This is a genomic window from Paenibacillus sp. YAF4_2 (assembly GCF_052113225.1).
Taxonomy (GTDB): Bacteria; Bacillota; Bacilli; order Paenibacillales; family Paenibacillaceae; genus Pristimantibacillus.
This window is the reverse complement of the sequence record NZ_JBFRCT010000005.1, coordinates 200409-221810: the sequence shown is the minus strand read 5'-3', so window position 1 is coordinate 221810 and position 21402 is coordinate 200409. Positions and strand designations below refer to the sequence as shown.

Here is a 21402-nt window from a genome sequence, read left to right as displayed (position 1 = left end):
CGCTCTTATTTAGAGCCAGCATTTATTAACGCTTTAGCAATTGGGACGATGTCAACCAATCACGTCCTGCTCTTACAATTTCCTTATAACCAGGTAGCCTGACCCCGTAGAAGGTGCGAAGCTCGCCACCCCAATCCGCCTTAGAAGCGGCAACGGAAGAAAGATTCGCTCCGTAGAAATCAAATTCTTCAATGCCTATGGATGATAAATCGGTAAATTCGCAGTTTTGCAGCTGCTGAACGACGCCATTACGCAGATGCTCGCTCTTGGTTGCCGAAATCCATCCCAGAGCTCGCCCCTCATGATTCACGATCGTAACGCTGGAACTCACCGGCTCACCCTCTTTTGAATAAGAAACGTAGCAACGAAAGCTTTCGTCTCCGAGCAAACCGCGCACAAGCTCAAGATCGTCCACCGACAGCTGATGGCTGAACCCTTTACGCTTCTCGGTTCCCGCCAGACACTGGTAAACGGCGGACATGTCCTCTGTCTTTGTCGAATAATAGCCTTGTGCGTCCGCTTTCTTTATTTTGTTGCGAATCGCCGGGCTTGCGCTTTCAATTGAATAAGGCAGCTTAACATAATACGTATATTTAATATCGGCCTTGAAACCCCGCCAAAGAAATGGCCGGATATCGGTTATTTCGGGCGGTAGTACAAAGCTGTTCGAGCTGCCGTTAGCAATAAGCTCATCAATAAGCAAATTCGCCGTTTCATGCCATTGCTTCGTAATTCGCTGTGCCTTGCTGCTCGGCGTCGGCTGGAATAAGGTAGGATGATAGGGATTAAGCGGGGGCAAAAATAGTTTTCCGCTTTTATCTAGAAAAAACAAGCTCTCGCAATATGCGTCAGAGTTCGACGCTTGGAATTTTAGCAGCTGTGTCTCACAATTCCATTTCTGACGGTTAAACTGTTCCCATCCGCTCAGAAATCGTTCTTTTTCGATAAATAACAGACTAAACTCCTTTCCGAAAGCAGTTCTGCTATCTGTATTCTACTTCCAATGACATTAAATCCCATGGTACCCTTGGAGTCCTAGATCGTCAAGACTATATGACAATATTTCACAAAAAAAGGATGCCGCCGCGACCCGGGTCGAGGATGCTGCCTTCTATAGTCTCACGCAGCACAAAGAGAAAATGTACCGGATAGCCTACTCATATTTGAAAACGAAACCAATGCTCTTGAGGCCATTTAAAAAATCCCGCTTCAACCAAACGGCCAAAGCGGGATATCCATTTTACTCTAAATAACCGGAGCCGGCATTCCGAACTCTGCCCACTGTTCTTTCGTTGGGCCGAAAAGTTCCGGGGTACGAAGACCGGCCTGACGCATCAGGACTGTCATTTGACCACGATGATGAATCTCATGCTTGACGAGGATATCAAGCGTCAAACCGTTTGGCCATTGTTCACCGTACATCTCGCTCAAGTGGTGCAGATTCTCATCCTTCCAACTGGACTGTACAGCATCAAGGAGTCCTTGCGAAGTCCGCTTATAGGCTGCCACAATGTCTACTGCAGATGCTGGTACCGGCTCATCTTCCCTTGGTCCTTCGAAAGACAATCCCGTGCGCGTTGGCATTTCGTGTACCGTCTGTACAAGATGCCAGGCAAGACGTCCAAGCGTACGATTCTCGCTTGTAATCTGTTGGCTCAGAGACTCGTCTGTGAGCATCTCCAGCGTTCGTTCAGTTGCTGCCGTTTCATGCTGCCAAGCTGCTACAAAATCCTCAATATGCTTAAACATCATTAACAACTCCCTTTATGTAGAGTAATGGAACATAAAACCCATTATAGCATGGTTTGTTTGAAAAATTTGTAAGTTATCTATTCCTCATGGTACATAAAAAGCCCATATTCCGTCATCACAGAGGAGTGTCCCATTTGGTGAAGCATAGCCGATATATTGCCTCGGTGGTACGTACCATGATTCACAACTTGTATAACGAATTCTGAATATCTGGTGTTCAATATTCCAGCGTAAGGATTATCCAGAACTACCTCTTTCTCAAGATCCTCATGCTGGCTAATATAGGCTCTGAATCTAATGGACAATTCATCGTACATAGCCTCCAGTTCTTCAAGACTTTTAGCTTCTGCATCTGCCTCGATTGGAACCGATGCTTCCATAGCCTCCCTCATACTTTTACCCATTAAGATATCCAGCCAACCACAATCAACCTTGTATATATGCACCATAACCTTCGCCACCGATGGAAACACGCTTTGAATTTCCTGTTTGTATAGGTGACGCGGAAGCTCCTTTAAGCGATTAAAGATTCGTTTATTCCCCCATACGTGAAAGTCGTAAAATCTCAGGCAATGCGTATTCAAATCCATCATTTCAATTACCTCCGGTTTCTGTAGTTAACTTATACATTCATCTTACGATGGTCACCCTGACAACTGTATGTCAGGGAAGAAAGTTTAACACAAAAAAAAGCCACCAATTATGCCGGCAGCCTTTGTCGTTGTTCCTATAGTATTACCAGCATTACCCTTGTGAGTCTTCCTCACTTCTGTATTCCAAAATATCGCCAGGCTGACAATCCAAAGCCTTGCAAATCGCTTCTAAAGTAGATAGTCGAATCGCTTTGGCCTTTGCATTTTTTAGAATGGAGAGATTAGCCATCGTGATTCCGACCCTGTCCGAAAGCTCTGTAACACTCATTTTCCTTTTAGCCAGCATGACATCAATATTAATTATTATGGCCAAGTTAATCACCTCAGATCGTTAAGTCGTTTTCTGATTTTATATCAATAGCCTCTTTCAAGAGCTTCTGGAGAACGGCAGCAAACACGGCGATCACCATGGAGGCAAAAATTATGACCAATCCAATGACTATGACACCTGGGGCATCGTCTCTCTCAGCAAAAAGATAGAAGAGCGGCAAGCCTAGCACATATATGCCACTGATTATTATTGCACAGTATTTTATATTCTTTAAGACTTGCACAGATAATTCAGAGAAAGCTTGATCCTTATCAATATAGCCGAGCAGTTTAAACGCTTGGTACAAAGCAATATAAAAAGGTATCGCCGCGGCATACAAATCGATAAACACAAAGTATTTGAGATAAGTATCATCTGGGTATAATTCGGCTGTATAATTGGCAATCTCCGGTACCGCAAATATACACAAAGCCAGAATGGGGATTCCAATGAGAATAACAGCGACCTTTAAAAAGAGTGTTGTCCCTCGTTTCACAACATGCACCTCACTTCATTATTTTCAAATTGAACTTACCACAAAATTTATCGTATTACAATATATTTAGATTGTTTTGAAATATGCGCATACAAAAAAGCTGCCGATCCCTCGGCAGCCTTATAGTACTATTCTTCCACCTGCGCAGATAAATGCAGCTCGCGGTATTTAGCAGGGGTAATCCCTTCCTTCTTCCGGAAGGTAGCGACAAAATGACTGACGTCGTTAAAGCCGGCGAGCAAGGACACTTCCTTAAGGGCCATACCAGGATTCGTGACCATGATCTTCTTCGCCTTCCGAAGCCGCAGCTGAATGAGGAAGGAATACGGGCTCATGCCGAAGGCATCCCGGAACAGCTCATTCAAATAAGAAACGCTGATTTGAGCCTGCTTCACGATTTCCGGCAGGCCAACGTTTGCCGAGCAATTGCTCTCCATCCATTGTACAACCGGACGCAGCTTATCATAGTATTGCGACAGCGAGGGCTGGTCATTACGCATTCCGAATTTTCTTAGCAGCATTAGAAAATGGTACAGCTCTGTGGAGAATTCGAGGCCCGAGAATTCAGCATCCCGGTCGGCCTTATGAAGCATTTCGCCAACTACATCCGCGAACGATACCTGATCGGCCTCCTCCGTATAGATGGCTGACATATTCATGTTAAGCGCATCCAATATGGCGGATGCAGCGGTACCTCCGAATGTAATGTAGATCGTAGACCAGCGGTCCGAATCCGACAGAGGATGATACTTATGGGGCGTAAAGGGAGTGAGCAGAACACCTTTCCCAGCTGTCAGCGCAAAGAGTTTCCCCTCCATTTCAAAGCTGCCCTCCCCACTAATCGTATAGAGCCAGTGGTAATACGGATAACCATCGGGTCTGGCAAACATGAGCTCCCAGGCACTATATCCAATAGTCTCAATAAAGAGAGGGAGCGACCGCTCCAAGGAATTGAATACGCATCGAATGTTCTCATCGTCCCAGTTCAACTGTGATCCCACCTAGCTGCAGTTATATTCTAGCAAATCCAAGTATTTTTCGGCATTAAAACCATCATTTCCTGTACCTGTAAACTGAAAGTTTGCTGAATCAAGGAAAAAAGCATTCTGCCTGCCTTAAGAACAAGGAAACAGAATGCTCTTCTGAAGTATGAATTAGTACGATTTGAAAAACTTCACGTTATCTATGTTAATCCAGTTGTTCGCATTAGCATCCGAATAGATACCAATCTCAGCTTGGCCATTGGTCACCTGGATGTTGTCGATTCTGACCTTCACCCATGAGGCTGTGTTGACCGGCAGAGCCGTCTGCTTCTCGGTGCCTCCATAGTTCTTGGCATAAATGTAAGCTGAATTTTGCCCGCCGCTATTTAATACCCAAGCTGTTAAGGAATAAGTACCATTCGTAAGACCTGTCTTCACCTGATACGTTGAAGCTTTATACGCTGCCGAATTCCACAAGGTCAGCTTATAATCGCCAACTACACCCGGCTGTTCCGTCTTGATAGAGCTTAGATTAGCCGTTGTATTGGCCCAAACACTCCAGCCTGAAGGCGTGCTGGTATAACCGTTCGCCTCAAAGCTTCCGTTTGTAAGCAGGTTCGTTGGTGTAGCTTCATTGAACACGGACAAGGAAGACAAGGCATTACCACTGAAATCAAACAACGTTTGGTTATCCCAAGGGTTAGCCAATAAGCCCGTGTCATTGTTATAGGCCGCACCTGCAGCAGAACCCCAGTTTGCGCCACTTACCGGCAGCCAGGTTGGTTCCCACCAGAAGATCCCTCTGCCATGACCATTAGGCACATCCTTAACAATCTCTTTCAGATCGCGCATATAAGCCACTTGCCCAGCTGGTGTCGCCGGATAGCCGCCAACGCTTTCTTCCGTCGTATAGAAGGAGTCGCCAAGTCCGTCACCGTCATTCAGTGTCCAGCCGTATGCGGTTTCGACGATCATAACGTCTTTATTGTATTTCTTGCTGATATTGTTCAGGTTGTAGGCCAGCTGCCCCATTGTGCCATGCCAGAACGGATAGTAGGACAAGCCGATAATATCAAAATTAACACCTTTCGCGATAATGTTATCGAACCACCACGTATACAGGCTGTTGTCGCCGCCCATATCCAAATGCAGAATAATTTCGATATCCTCACCTGTTGCAAGTGCATCATTAACGCCGTTAATTCCGGAAGTAAGCAGCTCTCCTAGTTTCGTAAAATCAGTAATGGTGCCGCCGACTTTTCCGTCATCCCATAGAATACCGGAGCTTTCCTCGTTGCCCATCTGAACCATACCCGGCATAACACCTTGTGCTTTCATTGCCGTAATAACGCTCTTCGTATAGTCGTGAACAGTTGTCTTCAGCTGCGCGTACGTCAGACTTTGCCAAGCCTTTGGCTTCGTCTGCGTGCCTGGATCCGCCCAGAAATCACTGAGCTGGAAGTCTAACAGAATACCCATACCCTTTGCTTTGGCCCGCTTCGCAAGTGCAATCGTCGTGGCCAGATCATTGGTACCGCCGCCATATGGATTACCATTACTGTCATACGGATCTACCCAGATCCGAAGCCGGACATAGTTCATTCCATGAGCGCTTAGAATTTGCAAGGCATCCTTCTGCACGCCGCCCTCATAGAACTTGCCGCCTTTCTGTTCCACCTCGCTTAGCATCGATACGTCCCCACCCATGATGAACGTGCCAGCTGCCTCAACCTTCTTAGTGCCGATGTTAGGCATCAGAAGCGTAGCGGCAACTACGAGTAATGCACTTGCTTTCAACCATTTTCTCACGATTAACTCTCCTTCTTGGATTCAAATTGGTGAAACACATCTATTGAATCGAGAGCCTTTCCTTGGAAGTCAAACCATGCTTGATTGGCCCAGTGATTCCCCATTGGAGCGACATCATTGCCGTACTTCATTCCCTCAGGACTTGCCCAGGTTGTGCCTTCTACCGGCAGCCATGCCGGCTCCCAGTACACAATGCCAAGCCCTTTGCCATCTGGCACCTGATCGACTGTCCGCATCAAGTCATACAGGAACTGCGCTTGTCCTTCCACTGTTGCCGGATAGCCAGCAATCTTGGACAATGCGTCGGTAAAAATATCCGCGCCGGTTGGACTATCCGCCGTATGACCATAAGCCGTTTCGATGACGAGTACTTCCTTGTCATAGCGGGCGCTGACATCTTCCAGATTGAAGCGCAGCTCCTCCAAACTTCCGTGCCAGATCGGGTAATAAGACAGGCCAATAATGTCGTAATCGACGCCGCGTGCAGCCATTTCATCAAACCAGGTGCGGTACAGCACATTCGAGCCGCCGGCATCGAGATGCAAAATAATTTTCATTGCTCCGGTTTCTCTTGTTGCCCGGATTCCTGCATTTAATAGACTTACTAGCCGATCGAAGGAAGCCTTCCACTCGCCTGCTTCCATCTCTTCGAATTTCTTCTGCTCGAACAAATACTGTGGTGTTCGGCCATCCGGCCAGAGCATACCGTTGGTCGTCTCATTGCCGATCTGAACCAGCTCCGGCAGCACGTCGCATGCCCGGCATACTTCCAGCACTTCTCTTGTATAGCTGTATACTTTCTCTTCAAGCTGCGCGAAGGATAGCTCCTGCCAGCTCTTGGGCTTGGATTGCTTCTTCGGATCCGCCCAGAAATCGCTGTAATGGATATTCAGCATAAATTGCAGACCGTGCTCCTTGGCTCTTTTCGCAAGCTCAATGGTTGTCTCCAGATCGTTGGTACCGCCCATATAAGGACAGCCTTCTTCGTCATAAGGATTTACCCACAAGCGAAGACGAACGACGTTCAGCCCCTTGATCTGCATAATCTCAAACAAGTCTTTCTTCTTGCCATCGAGGAAGAAAGCTCCTCCCAGCTCTTCCACCTCTTTCAGCATGGAAACGTCTGCGCCTTTAATAAAAGTTGGTTTCATCTGTATCTGTCCTTCCTATCCTTTGTCTCCGCCAGCTGTCAGGCCATTGATCAAATATTTCTGCAATATGATATACAAAATGGCAATCGGTATAGCGACGAGGACTGAGCCTGCCGCAAATAGGGTGAATTCATTTTTCGTCTGATCGCTGATCATGGAATAAAGGCCAATCGCAACAGTCTTCTTCTCTTCACTGGAGATAAGCAGCCGCGGCAAAATAAAGTCCATCCATGGTGCAGCAAATTGCAATACGGCTACAAAAGTCAGCATCGGCGATGCAAGCGGCATAATAATGCGGATAAAAATTTGCGTGCGTGATGCCCCGTCGATCAAGGCGGCCTCGTCAAAGCTCGTTGAGATGTTATCGATATATCCTTTGAGCAGCCAAATGTTATAGGGCAGCTGTGCCGCGACGCCTACAATTGCAAGCCCCGTCAGGCTGTCGAGCAGACCAAAGTTCAGGAATAGCATGTAGACAGCGATTGCTGTCAAGAAGGCTGGAAACATTTGCAGGATAAGTATCGTGAGCAGACTCGCTTTCTTCCCTTTAAACTTGAATCGTGAGAAAGCGTAAGCGCCTAAGGTAGAGAGCAGAACCCCAAACACCATATTGGCTGCCGCTACTTTGAGCGTGTTCATATACCAGAGCGGAAAATCCGTGTTCCGGAAGAGATCAATATAGTTGTTCAAAGTTGTGTGAGCAGGTATCGGTGAAGCATTAGCTAGCCCCTTCGAGCTGCCGAAGGAGGAGCCAACAATCCAGATCAGCGGATAAATAACGATAATCGCTACCACGATGAGCTCGATGTAGATCAGTGTCATTTTCAAGATCGCCGCGAGGTTTGTGCGTTTCGATGTCATCTTACAGCTCCTCCAACGATTTCGATTTCCGCAGATTGATGAGCGAGAAGCTCGCTACGATCAGGAAGACGATAATAGACATGACCGCCCCCATATTGTAGAGCCTGTTATCGAGCGTTAGCTTATACAACCAGGTAATTAACAGGTCAGTGTTGCCTGCGAAGTTATAATCCGGATTGGCAGGACCACCTTCGGTCAGGAAGTAGATGACTCCAAAGTTGTTGAAGTTGCTGACGAAAGAAAGCATTAAGAGCGGCGCCGTTGCCCTGTATACAATCGGGAACGTGATCTTCCAGAACGTCTGGTTAGAAGTCGCGCCATCCATTCGAGCAGCCTCATAATAGCTCTCTGAAACGGTTGTTAATGTGCCTCCGATAAGCGCCATAAAGTACGGGAAGCCAAGCCACAAGTTAATTAACAGCGCTAAGATTCGTGCGAGGTACGTATGATTCGGATCGGTGAACCAGTAGATTCTCTCTGACGTTAGACCTATATCGAGCAGGAACTGGCTGATTGGTCCAAACTGTCCATTGAACATTGATTTGAACACCAGCGCCGAGATCATCGCCGGAACCGCCCAAGGCAGAATATAGATGCTCCTCCACAGCTTCTTGAACTTCACGGCCGAGTTATTCAGCAGCACCGCCTGGAAGAAGCCAAAGAAATAGGTGGTGATAGTCGCCAGAATCGCCCATATGAACGTCCAGAGCAGGACACTCAGAAACGTGTGCATCCAGGAGAAGACTTGCGTTACCGTTACAAAGTTGTCGAAACCAACCCAATGAACAAGCTTAGTAGGTGGTGTATTGTTACGGCTGTAATCGGTAAAAGCAATCAGCACGCCGAATACAATCGGCAATACACATATAAACAAGGTCAGCAGCGCCGCTGGAGACAGCACGATGTAGGCATACATCGATTCCCACAGCTGCTTGATCGCCTGCAGTGAGCTTTGCAGAGTGCCGGATTCGTTCATCCGGCGTCTTGCAGTCACGGCATCTCGAATGTTCCAAACATAGAAGAAGAGCAGAATGAGAAGGACGAATAAGGCAATGATCCCGTTCGCCATTAAGACGATGGAGTGATCACCAGGCGTCAGCCCAGTCATCCCCATTTTTCTCGGCTGTGTACCTAATGTGATAAGACCCCAGAGGCCTTTTAGAAAGAAGCCGCCGTTGTCCCGAAGACGAAAGCCTGATGAGATGCTGCTGTAATGGCCGGTTATAAGCTCAGTTGTTATGCTGCCTGCACCAATAAGAAAGAAGAGGAGGCCTTTCAAATATTGACGGTTCAGCCATTGACCGGCCCCCCACACGATAGCGGATAGTAAACCGGCTGCCCAAGCCGGCGTCGTCTGTTTGTTATGGGAGTCGTTCATACCAGGTTATTTCCCTAATGCTTTCAGGTCGGTATAAGCTTTTTCAGCTTTTTGCTGTGCATCAGCTACCGGCAGAAGATTATCCCATACATTAACGATCAGATCGTTACCGGACGTGTACATATACTCTGGAATTTGCGGCGTCAGATCGGCATTCTCCGATTGGGCGATGATGCCTGCGATATGCTCATTGCCATTGATGCCTTCGACATTCTGAATATGATCAGCCTTCAAAGCTGGGATCGCGCCGATCGATTTGTACAATGCGGCAGCACCTTCGTCGGAAGCCATGAAGTTAGCGAATACTCTTGCAGCAGCCGGATACTTCGAATACCCGGATACGAGCGCTACTGAAATCCCTGTCAGGGAAGCTGCTTTATCGCCCGAAGCGACTTTAGGCAGCGTTGTTACGCCATAATCGAATTTGTTGTCCGTTGCCGCTTTATCAAAGTCCTTGAATACCCAAGGTCCAGTAATGACATAAGGTGTCTTGCCTTTAACGAATTCATTTTCAATCGAATCCCATGTTGCGTCAGCGGAATTGACATCCCAGATACTGCGGAGGGACTTGTAGTAATCCAGACCTTTCGTAAGCGCCTCCGAGTCGAAATGCGGCTCGTCGAGGTTATTGTCTTCGTACAAATGCCAGCCAAGCGAAGACAATACCGGGTAAGCATAGTAGAGCTGCCCCGCCAGGAAGCGGATCGTCCATTGGTTAGCGTTGCTGTCGTTGTACGTCTTAGCAAGCTCCATTACTTCGTCCCAAGTCGTTGCCGGCTTGTCGCTGCCCGTCAGCTCTTTCAGCAGTGTCTTGTTATAAAAGAGTGCAATCGACTCTGTCGAGATTGGCACGCCGTACATTTGGCCGTCCTTGCTCGCCACATCGATAAACGTGTCCGGCATTTTCTCCTTCAGCGTCTCCTCGATTTTCCCAAGCGGAGCTGCTGTTGCGTTATCTATCGCTTGTTCCAGCTTGTCGTAGTTGGCCGTGAAGACGTCAGCTCCTTTGCCCGCTTCGCCGTCGAGCGACATCCGTTCCACGCTATCCACCTTAGCTACGACTTCATACTCCACTTTTACATTTGGATATTTCACCTTGAACGCTTCGATCAGCGCTTTGCCGTAATCCTCATATTCAACCCAAATTTTCAGCGGCTGCTCTCCGGAAGCAATCTCCGGCTCCATCACATAGTCCTTAGCAGCGTCATCCCACTGGAGTCCGCCCTCCTCCGCCGCAGATGTTGCTTCCACATTTGCCGATGCCGTATTGTTAGAAGCTGCTGGTGTATTCGTCGATGTTGTATTTGTTGTATTGTTCGAGTCATTGCCGCAGCCAGATACGACCAGCATCGCTGCAACGGTAAAAGACACCCCTAGAAATCCGTATTTGTTCATATGCATTTACCCCTTTTTATGGAATATTTTGTTTGCGCAAGACCGATTATAAAGCGTTTCCATATCTTTTGATATATTGAATACGAATGGTTGATCGTATAAGAATCTTATACCGGAAGGGTTAATAAGCGACCGTGTGCAGCAATGAAAATAAGACCCTGTGAGGGTCTTATAGGTAGCAGAGAGCGATGAAATAGTGCGTTTTTGGTGGGGTATGGCGTGATAAGACCCTGCGAGGGTCTTATCCATAGAGAATGCGGATAGTTTTTTGAGAATAAGACCCTGTGAGGGTCTTATAGAAAGCAGAGAGCGATGTAATGGTGCGTTTTTGGTGGGGTATGGCGTGATAAGACCCTGTGAGGGTCTTATCCATAGAGAATGCGGATAGTTTTTTGAGAATAAGACCCTGTGAGGGTCTTATAGGTAGCAGAGAGCGATGTAATGGTGTGTTTTTGGTGGGGTATGGCGTGATAAGACCCTGCGAGGGTCTTATAGAAAGCAGAGAGCGGTGAAATGGTACGTATATGGTCGGTATTTTGTTATTTAGTCAGATTAATGATATACCAGGCATCACAGGCAAAATGCTCTGAGCCGGCAAGTGGAGCAGCGAGTAGTTCGAAGCCATGTTTGGCGTAGAAGCGGTTAGCAGCATGCATATTTTGCAGCGTTTCTATGTAGCACTGCTTATAATGCAGCCTGGCAAATGTTAATGCCGTGTCCAGAAGCTTTGCGGCAATCCCTGTTCCGCGGGTATGGCCCATGAGGTACATTTTCTGCAGCTCACATACTTCATTAGATCCGTTAAATTCCGCAATCCCGCAGCCGCCAACGACCTGCCCCTCCTGCTCAATAACCCAATAAGCCCGGCCTTCCTGATTATAGTAATCGGATAGGTGACTTAGACTCTCGTCTGCCCAAGCCAGCCCCTCCCGGTTGCCTCCGAATTCAATCAGGCATTCTCTGATGATTTGTTCAATTGCGGCGTTATCCTTCGCCTGCAGTTCTCTGATGATCATTACGATAACCTCCGTTTCGTTTCCGTAACCATTATAGCCTTCCTGCCGCCAATCGAAAAAGAGCATAGAAAAAACCGCGCAATAGGCTGCCCCATTACGCGGTTCTCTTAAGTACGGTAAATATTATTTACCTACGATTGCATTAAGCTGTGCACGGCCAGAGATGATTTCTTCTGTGTACCGTTTTTGCATTGGTTCAAGGATTGAAGGCTCGCCGCCAAGAGCGGTAATTTGCCCGCCAGCATCATTCATGATCGTTTTGTACTGACCTGTGCAGCTGTTGAATGCAGCCGTACCTGTTTTGTACAATTCTGTCTTCTCATGAGTAGACGTTAACGTAGTGAATTGTACCGCGATATCCGTCAGGCCGGCCTGGCACTGGTTGCGCAGCTGGAACAGCTTCGCAGAAGTGTCATTGTACACCTGCTGAATTTTCTTTTCGTTGTTGCCGTTACCATTGTTGCCATTGCCATTACCGTTGTTGCCGCTGTTGCCATTGCCATTACCGTTGTTACCGTTGTTACCGTTGTTACCGTTGTTGCCATTGCCGTTACCGTTGTTGCCATTGTTGCCATTGCCATTACCGTTGTTGCCGCTGTTGCCATTGCCATTACCGTTGTTGCCATTGCCGTTACCGTTGTTGCCGCTGTTACCATTGCCATTACCGTTGTTGCCACTGTTGCCATTACCATTACCGTTGTTGCCGCTGTTGCCATTGCCATTACCGTTGTTGCCACTGTTGCCATTGCCATTACCGTTGTTACCGTTGTTGCCACTGTTGCCATTGCCATTGCCGTTGTTGCCGCTATTGCCAGTGTTGCCACTGTTACCGTTGTTGCCTTTGCCATTCTGGGCTTTGTCCACTACCTTTTGCACCTCTTGCGCAAAATTCTGGATCACCTTCTGAATGAACGTATTGGCAAGCGGCTGGAACGACGATTGCGAGAAAAAGCTCGTTTTAACGGCAGCTGTTGGCGCTTTGGATGCCGCTGCTGCGCTCGACGCGTTCACGATCAGCGCCGGCACAAGCAATGCCGTAGCAGCCAGCGTAATCATTGCCCGGAATTTCTTTTTCATACCTTCCTCCTCCTGCATTCTCTGCATTTCCTGTATTTTCGTTTATAAGGTAAACCTGCACTCCATCCGCCCGGCCGAAGCGGACCGTCATTCAAGCGCTCACCCCCTTTCGAGATCAGGATTAGCAGTTCGTTAGAGGTTCACCTAAGGCTCGCCTTACAAATTCACAGATTTGCGCTCTGCTTCAAGGCGGTTCACCGGACGGCGACCTACCGAGTAGTACACAAATCCGTGCTGCTCCATTATCTTCGGATCAAAGCTGTTCCTTCCGTCAATGACGATCGGCTGCTTCATCCGGTCGCGAACCTTCGCAAGATCCATGGACAGAACCTCATCCCACTCTGTCAAAATGACACAAGCATCACAGCCTGCCGCAGCTAGTTCCGCCGACTCCATATACGCCACATCTGCAGGCAGCAGCTTGCGTGCAACTTCTGTCGCAATCGGATCAAATGTCCGCACAACCGCACCCTGCTTCAGAAGCTCTGGAATAATCGTCAGAGACGGCGCTTCGCGCATGTCGTCTGTGTTAGGCTTGAACGCCAGCCCCAGTACGGCAATTTGCTTGCCAGCTAGTCCGCCAAGTGTCTCACGAAGCTTGTCCAGTACGATAAAACGCTGGCGCTGGTTCGTCTTAATAACGGACTTGAGCAGCTCAAAATCATAACCCGACTTATCCGCAATATGCGCTAACGCGTACGTATCTTTCGGGAAGCAAGAGCCGCCGTAGCCGATACCGGCCTGCAGGAATTTTTCGCCGATTCGGCTGTCCATGCCCATCCCTTTGGCTACGTCTTCGACGTCGGCGCCAACCTTCTCACAAATGTTCGCAATCGCATTAATGAACGAAATTTTCGTCGCGAGGAACGTGTTTGCCGCGTACTTGATCATCTCCGCGCTTTCCAGATCGGTCTTGAAGATCCGCGTGTTAAAAGGTGCATGCAGCTGTGCGATTTGTTCCGCCGCCTCTGCATTATCCGAGCCGATAATGGCACGGTCCATGTTCATGCAATCCGAGAGCGCCGTCCCTTCACGGAGAAACTCCGGATTGGACACCACATCAAAGCTTGTCCAAGGATATTTCTTATTCGCCTGGACAACCTCGCGTACCAGCTCGCCAGTACCAACGGGTACGGTGCTTTTGTTCACGATGATTTTGTGGCCATTCAGATGCTCGCCGATTTTCTTCGCCGCTGACATCACATAACGCATGTCCGCTTCGCCGGTCTCCGACATCGGTGTACCCACTGCAATGTAGACGATATCTGAAGCTTCAATGGCTTCACCAACTTCGGTCGTAAACAGCAGGCGGCCCTCCGCCTTGTTGCGAAGTGACATCTCTTCGAGACCTGGCTCATAGATCGGAATGATACCCTCGTTCAGCAGGTCGATTTTACGCTGATCAACGTCACAGCAGATGACCCGGTTACCCACTTCTGCAAAACAAGTCCCCGAGACGAGACCCACATAGCCGGTACCGATAACTGTTATTTTCCGCATATTAGTTCGCCGCCTTTGTAATAAAATGTTTCTCGTACACCTGCTGCAGGTAGCCCAGCACATCCTTCTGCAGATCATCGCGCTGCAGCGCAAAGTCTAGTTGTGCCTTGATAAAGCCAAACTTATCGCCTACGTCATAACGGACGCCTTCAAAGTTATAAGCAAGTACGTTGCGCTGATCATTCAGCTTTTTAATCGCATCAGTCAGTTGAATTTCGTCGCCCGCACCTGGAGATTGATGCTCGAGAATATCGAAGATCTCCGGCGTTAGGATGTAACGGCCCATGATAGCATAGTTGGAAGGAGCAGCTTTTTTCGAAGGCTTCTCAACTAGACCATCAAGGAAGAAGACGGACGGCTCGATCGACGAACCGCGAGGAGCGATGATGCCGTATTTCGATACATCTTCATCAGCTACGCGCTGCACGCCAACAACGGAGGACTGATAACGGTCATGGACACGAATGAGCTGGCTGAGACAAGGGTCCTCGGATTGGACAATATCGTCACCAAGCAGAACGGCAAACGGCTCGTTGCCAACAAAGCTGCGTGCGCACCAGATCGCGTGGCCGAGGCCTTTAGGTTCTTTTTGACGGATGTAATGAATGTTCGCCATCTCGGAGATGCCGCGGATCTGCTCAAGCTCCTTTGTCTTGCCTTTCTTCGCCAACATATCTTCAAGCTCGAACGTTTTGTCAAAATGGTCTTCAATCGCCCGCTTGCCGCGGCCGCTGATGATCAGAATGTCCTCGATGCCGGAAGCAATCGCTTCTTCGATAATGTATTGGATCGTCGGCTTGTCCACGATCGGCAGCATTTCCTTCGGTTGAGCTTTCGTTGCAGGCAAGAAACGGGTGCCAAGACCCGCAGCTGGAATTATCGCTTTACGCACTTTCATGAGACAACATCCTCCTCGAATTAGCTTGAATAGTTTGCTTGATGCAGGAAATAACGCGATCTTGCTCTTCCAAAGTGAGACTGGAGCCGGAGGGCAGGCAGATGCCTTGCTCGAACAGCGTGTCCGACACGCTGCTGCCCTGCTCATGCGGATAATAAGGGTAATATTGCAGAAGCGGCTGGCGGTGCATCGGCTTCCACACCGGGCGTGCTTCGATATTTTCATCGGTAAGTCGATCCAGAAGATCGGATGGTGTGCAGCCTGTAAGGATTGGATCTATCGTCATTGTAGTCAGCCAGCGTGTTGCCCGGCCGTATTCGGCTTCAGGCATCATGGTTACGCCTTCGAGTTCAGCGAATGCTTCTTTGTAACGATCAAATACGGCACGACGTGCATTCACCCGATCATCGAGCACCTGCAGCTGTCCGCGGCCAATGCCCGCAAGCACGTTGCTGAGCCGATAGTTATAGCCCAGCTCCGCATGCTCATAATGAGGTGCCTGTTCACGGGACTGCGTTGCCCAGAAACGTGCCTTAGCAAGCGCTGCTGTATCATCAGAGACGAGCATGCCGCCGCCTGATGTCGTGATGATTTTATTGCCATTAAAGGAGTAGATCCCGAACTTGCCGTGGGTTCCGCTGGATTTCTGCTTGTAGGTCGTACCAAGGGATTCCGCTGCGTCTTCAATAACCGGAACACGGTACTTGGCGCATATTTCGTTAATCGCATCCATGTCAGCGTTCTGCCCATACAGATGGACGACAATGACAGCTCTAGGCAATTGCTTGTTGCGATGTGCTTCTTCGAAAGCCCGCTCCAGTGCTTGCGGCGACATTGTCCAGGTTTGTGGATCGCAATCGATAAATACGGGGATACCTCCCTCGTACAGTACCGGGTTAACGCTTGCTATAAAAGTAAGCGAGGAGACGAAGACGCGGTCGCCGCGTCCAACGCCAAGCAGCTTAAGCGCCATATGAATTGCGGCTGTGCCAGAGGACAGTGCTACTGCCCCTTTCGCCCCAACCCGCTCGGCAAGCTCGCGCTCGAATTCGTCGACATTTGGTCCAAGCGGCGCGATCCAGTTCGTGCGGAAGGCATCCTCCACATACTCGCGCTCCCGCGTTCCCAAATGCGGCGGGGATAAATAGATTCGACTGTTCACGTCGTGATCACTCCTCGAATTGTTGTTGCTTATGTGTCTTACAGCGCTTGCTCAATGCTGCGGCGCGGCGTCACGACCCGTGCCGGCACGCCCATGGCGGTCTTGCCGCCGGGGATATCTCGGACGGCAACGCCGCCGGCACCTAGCACGGACCAGCTGCCAACGCGGATGCGCGGAATGAGCACCGCGCCGCTGCCGATATGTGCGCCTTCCTCTGCGGCGGCGGCACCGGCCATAGTCGCGTTCGGCGATACATGCGCGAACGGACCAACCAGCGCGTCGTGCTCGACGACGGCGCCGGAGTTAATGATGGCGTGAGCGCCAACAGCGGCGCCGGGCCCAATAACAGCGCCGGGCATTACGACGGCGCCAAGCCCGATGCGAGCATCCTCCGCGACAACAGCCGCAGGATGCACAAGCACCGCGTAAGAGGACTCGGGCAAAGCGAGCTTTTCTACGATAGCTCTCCGAGTCCGGTTGTCACCGATCCCGATCACCACATGCATGCCCGGCTCATCTGCTAGAAAATGCTTCAGCGTTGAGATCGGACCATAAGGCAGTCCGCCTCGCAGCTCCACTCCTGAAAAGCGGTCATCCAGTACGGCCGCCAGCCGGTAGGTCTGTGAGACGCGGGCAATATCCATCAGCACTCGCCCATGTCCGCCCATACCTACTACGATAAGTGGACGCCTCGCAGGCTCCTCCATTACCCGGTATTGCTCCGTATGACCGCTAATCATGATGCATTCCCCATTTCCCGTGATCCTGTAAATTTTTGAACGGTGGCCTGACCTGCGCTTGAGATTCCATCACGCTTCAGCACCTTCCCCACAGTGCGTACCAATATGCGAAAATCAAACCATATACTTTGCCGCTCGACATACGTCAGATCAAGCTTGAACTTATCTTCCCAGGAGACGGTATTACGTCCATTCACCTGCGCCCAGCCGGTAATACCCGGCCGAACATCATGGCGATGCGCCTGCTCTTCGGTATAAAGCGGCAGATATTCCATTAACAAAGGACGCGGCCCTACCAAGCTCATATCGCCGCGAATCACATTAAACAGCTGTGGCAGCTCATCCAGGCTCAGCTTGCGAAGCAGCTTGCCGAAGGACGTCAGCCTTGCTTCATCGGGCAGCGGTTGCCCCGACCGATCGCAAGCATCCCGCATCGTTCGGAACTTCATTACATAGAAAGGGTTGCCATACCGCCCCGGCCGCTGTTGCCTGAACATTACAGGCGAGCCAAGCTTCAGCTTCACGAGCAGGGCGACTACCGCAATAACCGGCGACAGCAATAGCGCTGCCGGCACACTTGCTACCAGGTCAAACAGCCTTTTGCCAAATGCGTTCAGCTTAAAAGACACCTTACGCGCACGTTCCTGCCGCCGCTCCGTGCTGCGGTAGAGCTGCATCAGCCGCTCGACTACCCGTGCCTCCGTGAATGCCGCTTCAACTCGGCGGCGTCCAGCTTCACCCATCTTGAGGCGAAGATCTGGTGAGTTCATCATCGTTCCAAGTGCTTCACCAAGCTGCATCGGATCGCGGTAGGGAACAAGCAGCCCCGTCTCGCCATGCGCCACAAGCTCCCTTGTGCCAAGCACATCGGTGGCAACAATCGGTTTGCCAAGCGCCATCGCTTCCATCAGGGAGCGAGGAATGCCTTCTTTTTCCGAGGTCAGCGTAACCGCATCGGCCATCACAAGCCACGGAATAATAGAAGACTGCTGCCCAACAAAGATCACATCATCAGACAGTCCGCTTTCCTCCACATACCGCTTCATCGCCGGCTCCAGTGGACCTTGTCCCGCCAGCACCGTCACCCAGTTCAGCGCATTCGCACATTTCAATTCAGTCAGAGCATCCAGCAGCAGAAAATGATCCTTCACCGGTTCAAAACGAGCCGCCATGAACAGGACCTTTTCCTCCAGATCAATGCCATTCTTCATCCGAAGCTCCGCTGTCTGTTCCGGGGTAACCGCGCTTGCCAGCTTGTCCAGCCGCTCGAGGTCAACACCGTTGCCCTCCACGAACACCGGCCGCCAAGGCGCCAGCTTCCGCAGCACACCTGCGTCCTCCTCGTTCTGCGAAGCCAGTGCATGGCTGCATAATGCGCCAAACTTCTCGAGCATTTTATATACAAAATACGTTTTCTTCGGCTGCCCTTCATAGAATGGCAATCCGTGACTCGTATGAATAACAACCGGAACACCGGCAAGCTTCGCTGCGATACGTCCGATCAGCCCCGCTTTTGCAGTATGGGTATGCACAATATCGTACCGCTCACGGCGGAACAGCTTATACATGGCGATAATCGAACGCAGGTCTGCAGCAGGCTGAATGGTACGCGCCATCGGAAGGAGCTTCCACTCGAACGGATAGGCTTTTTCTTTCATCAGCCCTTCATCCACCCCTTCAGGGGAAGTGATGAACGTCACCTCAACCCCTTCCTGCTGCTGAAGCAGCCGAAGCTTGTCGCCCATAATTTTGTGGCTGATGCCGGAAGTGCATATATGGGCTATCTTTTGCGTCATCTTCCCGCCGCCTTTACCGCCGTTTCCAGGCTTGTCGCTTCGCCGCCATAATATGACTTGTACCACTGCGCAAAACGCTCGATGCCTTCCTCAATCGTCGTCTCCGGACGGAAGTCCACGTCTGCCATCAGACCGTCAATATCCGCGTAAGTCGCCATTACATCACCTGGCTGCATCGGCTTAAACTCCATAACCGCCTTATGCCCCAGCTTGTCCTCAATCGTATTGATGAACTTCATCAGCTCAACCGGCTGGTTGTTGCCAATGTTGTACACCTTGTAAGGCGCATAGCTGGTTGCTGGATCCGGCTGCACACGGTCCCATTCGGGATTCGGCTGCGGCGCATGATCGAGCAAACGGTAAATGCCTTCCACAATGTCATCGATGTACGTAAAATCACGCTGCATCTTGCCGTCGTTAAACACTTGAATCGGCTCGCCCTTCATGATCTTCTGTGTGAAGCTGAAGTACGCCATATCCGGGCGGCCCCATGGACCGTAAACGGTGAAGAACCGAAGGCCCGTCGTCGGCAGATTATAGAGATGGCTGTAGGCATGCGCCATAAGCTCGTTAGATTTTTTCGTAGCTGCATAAAGGCTGACAGGATGATCGACATTGTCGTTCACCGAGAACGGCATGCTCACATTTGCACCGTAGACAGAGCTTGAGGAAGCGTAGATCAGATGCTTGATGCCCGCTTGACGTGATGCTTCCAGCACATGGCCAAAGCCTTGCAGATTCGTCTCCAGATAAGCAAAAGGATTGGTAATGCTGTACCGTACTCCCGCTTGTGCAGCCAAGTGAACGATCGTTGTTACTCCCTCTGCACGAATAAGGTTAAGCAGCCCTTCGTAATCAGCCAGATCCTGCTCGGCGCCTACAAAAGATGGCGATGCGAGCAGCTGGGCGAAACGATCCCGTTTCAACTGCACATCATAGTAGTCGTTGAAATTATCTAATCCGACGACACGCTTACCTTCCTTCAGCAATCTCGCGCTCAAATGGAAGCCGATAAAACCAGCCGCTCCCGTTACCAAAATCGTCATAACGCTTCCACCCTTTCTCTGCTGTCGCTTTGTTCAGTACGCTCTACACGTTCAACGCGGACTTGCTCCACTGGAATGGTTTCTTTGATCGAGCCTTGCTTTACCGCATCGCCAAAAGACTGCCAGAACGCCTGCCGCTTCGCATCCAGAAGCTGCTTCGTGAACTGCCGTGACCGGCCAAAGTTCCGCTCCGCCTGCTCTTTCAGCCATCTGCGGTCGAATGTCGCCCGCTTGATCTGCTCTGAAAGGATGCCGACCTGCCCCGGACGATGCAGACAGCTGTCGTGAATCAGCTCCGGAATACCGCCTGCGGTAGATCCAAGCACCGGGCATCCTCGGCTCATCGCTTCAATCGTTGCCCGCGGCAGCCCTTCCTGATAGCTTGGCTGCAGATAAAGATCGATGCCGTCCAGCCATTCGAATACAGCTCCACCGCTTGGAAGTACACCCTCGAACGATACAAGACTGCCGATGCCAAGCTTGTCCGCCATTGCTTGCCAGCGCGCTGGGTCTCCGTCGCCAAGGACGCGGAAGCGTGTTGCCGGCAGCTGTGATTTCGCTTTTGCAATCGCACGAAGAGCGATGTCGATCCCTTTCGTACGGCCGTTCAACGAGCCGATCAGGCCAATCGTAAGTGGTGCATCCGGGCTCATTGCCTGAAGACGCTCCAGTCTCCGTGTCAGCACTTCATCACCTGGCTCAGGAATTTCCACGTTCGAGCAGGATTCCGTTTGTCCACCGTTGTTCGGGTAACGCTGCTGCAGGAACTTCTCCGTTACATAGAGCGCGTAAGGTGCGTCTTTGACGATGGCCCGTGTCTGATTCAGCGAGAACGGTGCATACAATTTGCCCTGCAGGTTGCCATAATTCCATAAGCCGTCCCAAGCGCAAGCAACAACCTCAACGGCATAAGGCTTGCCCATTAGACGTGCAACCCGAATTGCCTCAGCTCCAATCTCACTTGGTACACGTGCGATAACGGCATCGACCTTGCCGATTGCCTCTTTCAGCAATTGCTCGATGTAGCCCCGCTTCGTCATTTTATTGACTGGATTGCTGAGTGACGGGAGTACAAGGAAGTCGACGTTTGGTCCGCTCGATAACGTTTTGCCCGCCATATCGGCATCTGTTGATGCCTTCTTACCCCGACAGGCGACCGTTATCTGGTCGAAAACGCCAAGATACCGTTCCCACACTGCATAAGGCAGCTTGCCGCCAGAGAAAAATTTCCCCGATTCGTTAAAATAAAACGTATGGTCATGTGCCCAAAGCACGTTCATTGCTGTTCCCTCCTTCTAGTGACCTGCGCGGGGCGAATAGCGCCCTCGCAGGGTCTTATTTGTCAGCCCAGCGGCGGGTTCGCCGCCTCGGGCTGGCCT

The 21402-nt window shown here is 50.3% G+C and carries 20 protein-coding genes and 1 pseudogene; all 21 read right to left on the bottom strand.

All coding sequences use genetic code 11. From position 1 onward, the window contains the following. Nucleotides 1–25 precede the first annotated feature (25 nt). The gene (locus AB4Y93_RS14085; protein ID WP_441892921.1) at nt 26–799 is read right to left on the bottom strand and encodes a GNAT family N-acetyltransferase; all 774 of its coding nucleotides are present in this window, start codon (nt 797–799) and stop codon (nt 26–28) included. Between the two features lie 446 nt (nt 800–1245). Further along, a complete protein-coding gene (locus AB4Y93_RS14080) occupies nt 1246–1752 on the bottom strand; it encodes a DinB family protein (protein WP_441892919.1) in 507 nt (168 codons plus the stop codon). A gap of 77 nt (nt 1753–1829) precedes the next feature. Next, nucleotides 1830–2345, bottom strand: coding sequence for a DinB family protein (locus tag AB4Y93_RS14075; RefSeq protein ID WP_441892917.1), 516 nt, complete (start codon nt 2343–2345; stop codon nt 1830–1832). Between the two features lie 151 nt (nt 2346–2496). Beyond that, nucleotides 2497–2718 carry a helix-turn-helix domain-containing protein gene (locus tag AB4Y93_RS14070; RefSeq protein WP_441892915.1) on the bottom strand — a complete coding sequence of 74 codons (222 nt, stop codon included), beginning with the start codon at nt 2716–2718 and terminating at the stop codon, nt 2497–2499. A 10-nt stretch (nt 2719–2728) separates the two neighbouring features. Further along, the gene (locus tag AB4Y93_RS14065) at nt 2729–3211 is read right to left on the bottom strand and encodes a DUF2975 domain-containing protein (RefSeq protein ID WP_441892913.1); all 483 of its coding nucleotides are present in this window, start codon (nt 3209–3211) and stop codon (nt 2729–2731) included. Nucleotides 3212–3339: 128 nt separating this feature from the next. Next, nucleotides 3340–4200, bottom strand: coding sequence for an AraC family transcriptional regulator (locus AB4Y93_RS14060; RefSeq protein ID WP_441892911.1), 861 nt, complete (start codon nt 4198–4200; stop codon nt 3340–3342). 165 nt (nt 4201–4365) lie between these two features. Further along, nucleotides 4366–6003: a glycoside hydrolase family 53 protein gene (locus tag AB4Y93_RS14055; protein WP_441892909.1), complete on the bottom strand. Its 1638-nt coding sequence runs from the start codon at nt 6001–6003 to the stop codon at nt 4366–4368. A 2-nt stretch (nt 6004–6005) separates the two neighbouring features. Next, nucleotides 6006–7154, bottom strand: coding sequence for a glycoside hydrolase family 53 protein (locus AB4Y93_RS14050; protein ID WP_441892907.1), 1149 nt, complete (start codon nt 7152–7154; stop codon nt 6006–6008). A gap of 15 nt (nt 7155–7169) precedes the next feature. Continuing rightward, complete coding sequence (locus AB4Y93_RS14045; RefSeq protein ID WP_441892905.1) at nt 7170–8015, bottom strand: sugar ABC transporter permease; 846 nt, start codon at nt 8013–8015, stop codon at nt 7170–7172. A 1-nt stretch (nt 8016) separates the two neighbouring features. Continuing rightward, complete coding sequence (locus AB4Y93_RS14040; protein WP_441892903.1) at nt 8017–9393, bottom strand: carbohydrate ABC transporter permease; 1377 nt, start codon at nt 9391–9393, stop codon at nt 8017–8019. Nucleotides 9394–9399: 6 nt separating this feature from the next. Continuing rightward, nucleotides 9400–10788, bottom strand: coding sequence for an extracellular solute-binding protein (locus AB4Y93_RS14035; protein WP_441892901.1), 1389 nt, complete (start codon nt 10786–10788; stop codon nt 9400–9402). Nucleotides 10789–11327: 539 nt separating this feature from the next. Continuing rightward, the gene (locus AB4Y93_RS14030) at nt 11328–11804 is read right to left on the bottom strand and encodes a GNAT family N-acetyltransferase (RefSeq protein WP_441892899.1); all 477 of its coding nucleotides are present in this window, start codon (nt 11802–11804) and stop codon (nt 11328–11330) included. 123 nt (nt 11805–11927) lie between these two features. Next, nucleotides 11928–12881 (bottom strand): hypothetical protein, encoded by a 954-nt coding sequence (locus AB4Y93_RS14025; RefSeq protein WP_441892897.1) that lies wholly within the window; start codon nt 12879–12881, stop codon nt 11928–11930. A gap of 156 nt (nt 12882–13037) precedes the next feature. Further along, nucleotides 13038–14381 carry a UDP-glucose 6-dehydrogenase TuaD gene (gene tuaD / locus AB4Y93_RS14020; RefSeq protein WP_441892895.1) on the bottom strand — a complete coding sequence of 448 codons (1344 nt, stop codon included), beginning with the start codon at nt 14379–14381 and terminating at the stop codon, nt 13038–13040. Between the two features lies 1 nt (nt 14382). Further along, nucleotides 14383–15279 (bottom strand): UTP--glucose-1-phosphate uridylyltransferase GalU, encoded by an 897-nt coding sequence (gene galU, locus AB4Y93_RS14015; RefSeq protein ID WP_441892893.1) that lies wholly within the window; start codon nt 15277–15279, stop codon nt 14383–14385. Next, nucleotides 15266–16441, bottom strand: a complete 1176-nt coding sequence (locus tag AB4Y93_RS14010; RefSeq protein WP_441892891.1) for a DegT/DnrJ/EryC1/StrS family aminotransferase — start codon at nt 16439–16441, stop codon at nt 15266–15268. Before AB4Y93_RS14010 ends, galU begins: the two co-directional genes overlap by 14 nt. 38 nt (nt 16442–16479) lie before the next feature. Then, complete coding sequence (locus AB4Y93_RS14005) at nt 16480–17148, bottom strand: acetyltransferase (protein ID WP_167278901.1); 669 nt, start codon at nt 17146–17148, stop codon at nt 16480–16482. Between the two features lie 29 nt (nt 17149–17177). Continuing rightward, the gene (locus AB4Y93_RS14000; RefSeq protein ID WP_441893315.1) at nt 17178–17798 is read right to left on the bottom strand and encodes a sugar transferase; all 621 of its coding nucleotides are present in this window, start codon (nt 17796–17798) and stop codon (nt 17178–17180) included. 66 nt (nt 17799–17864) lie between these two features. Beyond that, a pseudogene (locus AB4Y93_RS13995) lies at nt 17865–18926 on the bottom strand (glycosyltransferase family 4 protein); the annotation flags it as partial. Nucleotides 18927–18973: 47 nt separating this feature from the next. Then, nucleotides 18974–20023 carry an NAD-dependent epimerase gene (locus tag AB4Y93_RS13990; RefSeq protein ID WP_441892889.1) on the bottom strand — a complete coding sequence of 350 codons (1050 nt, stop codon included), beginning with the start codon at nt 20021–20023 and terminating at the stop codon, nt 18974–18976. Next, nucleotides 20020–21303, bottom strand: a complete 1284-nt coding sequence (locus AB4Y93_RS13985; protein ID WP_441892887.1) for a glycosyltransferase family 4 protein — start codon at nt 21301–21303, stop codon at nt 20020–20022. Before AB4Y93_RS13985 ends, AB4Y93_RS13990 begins: the two co-directional genes overlap by 4 nt. Nucleotides 21304–21402 lie beyond the last annotated feature (99 nt).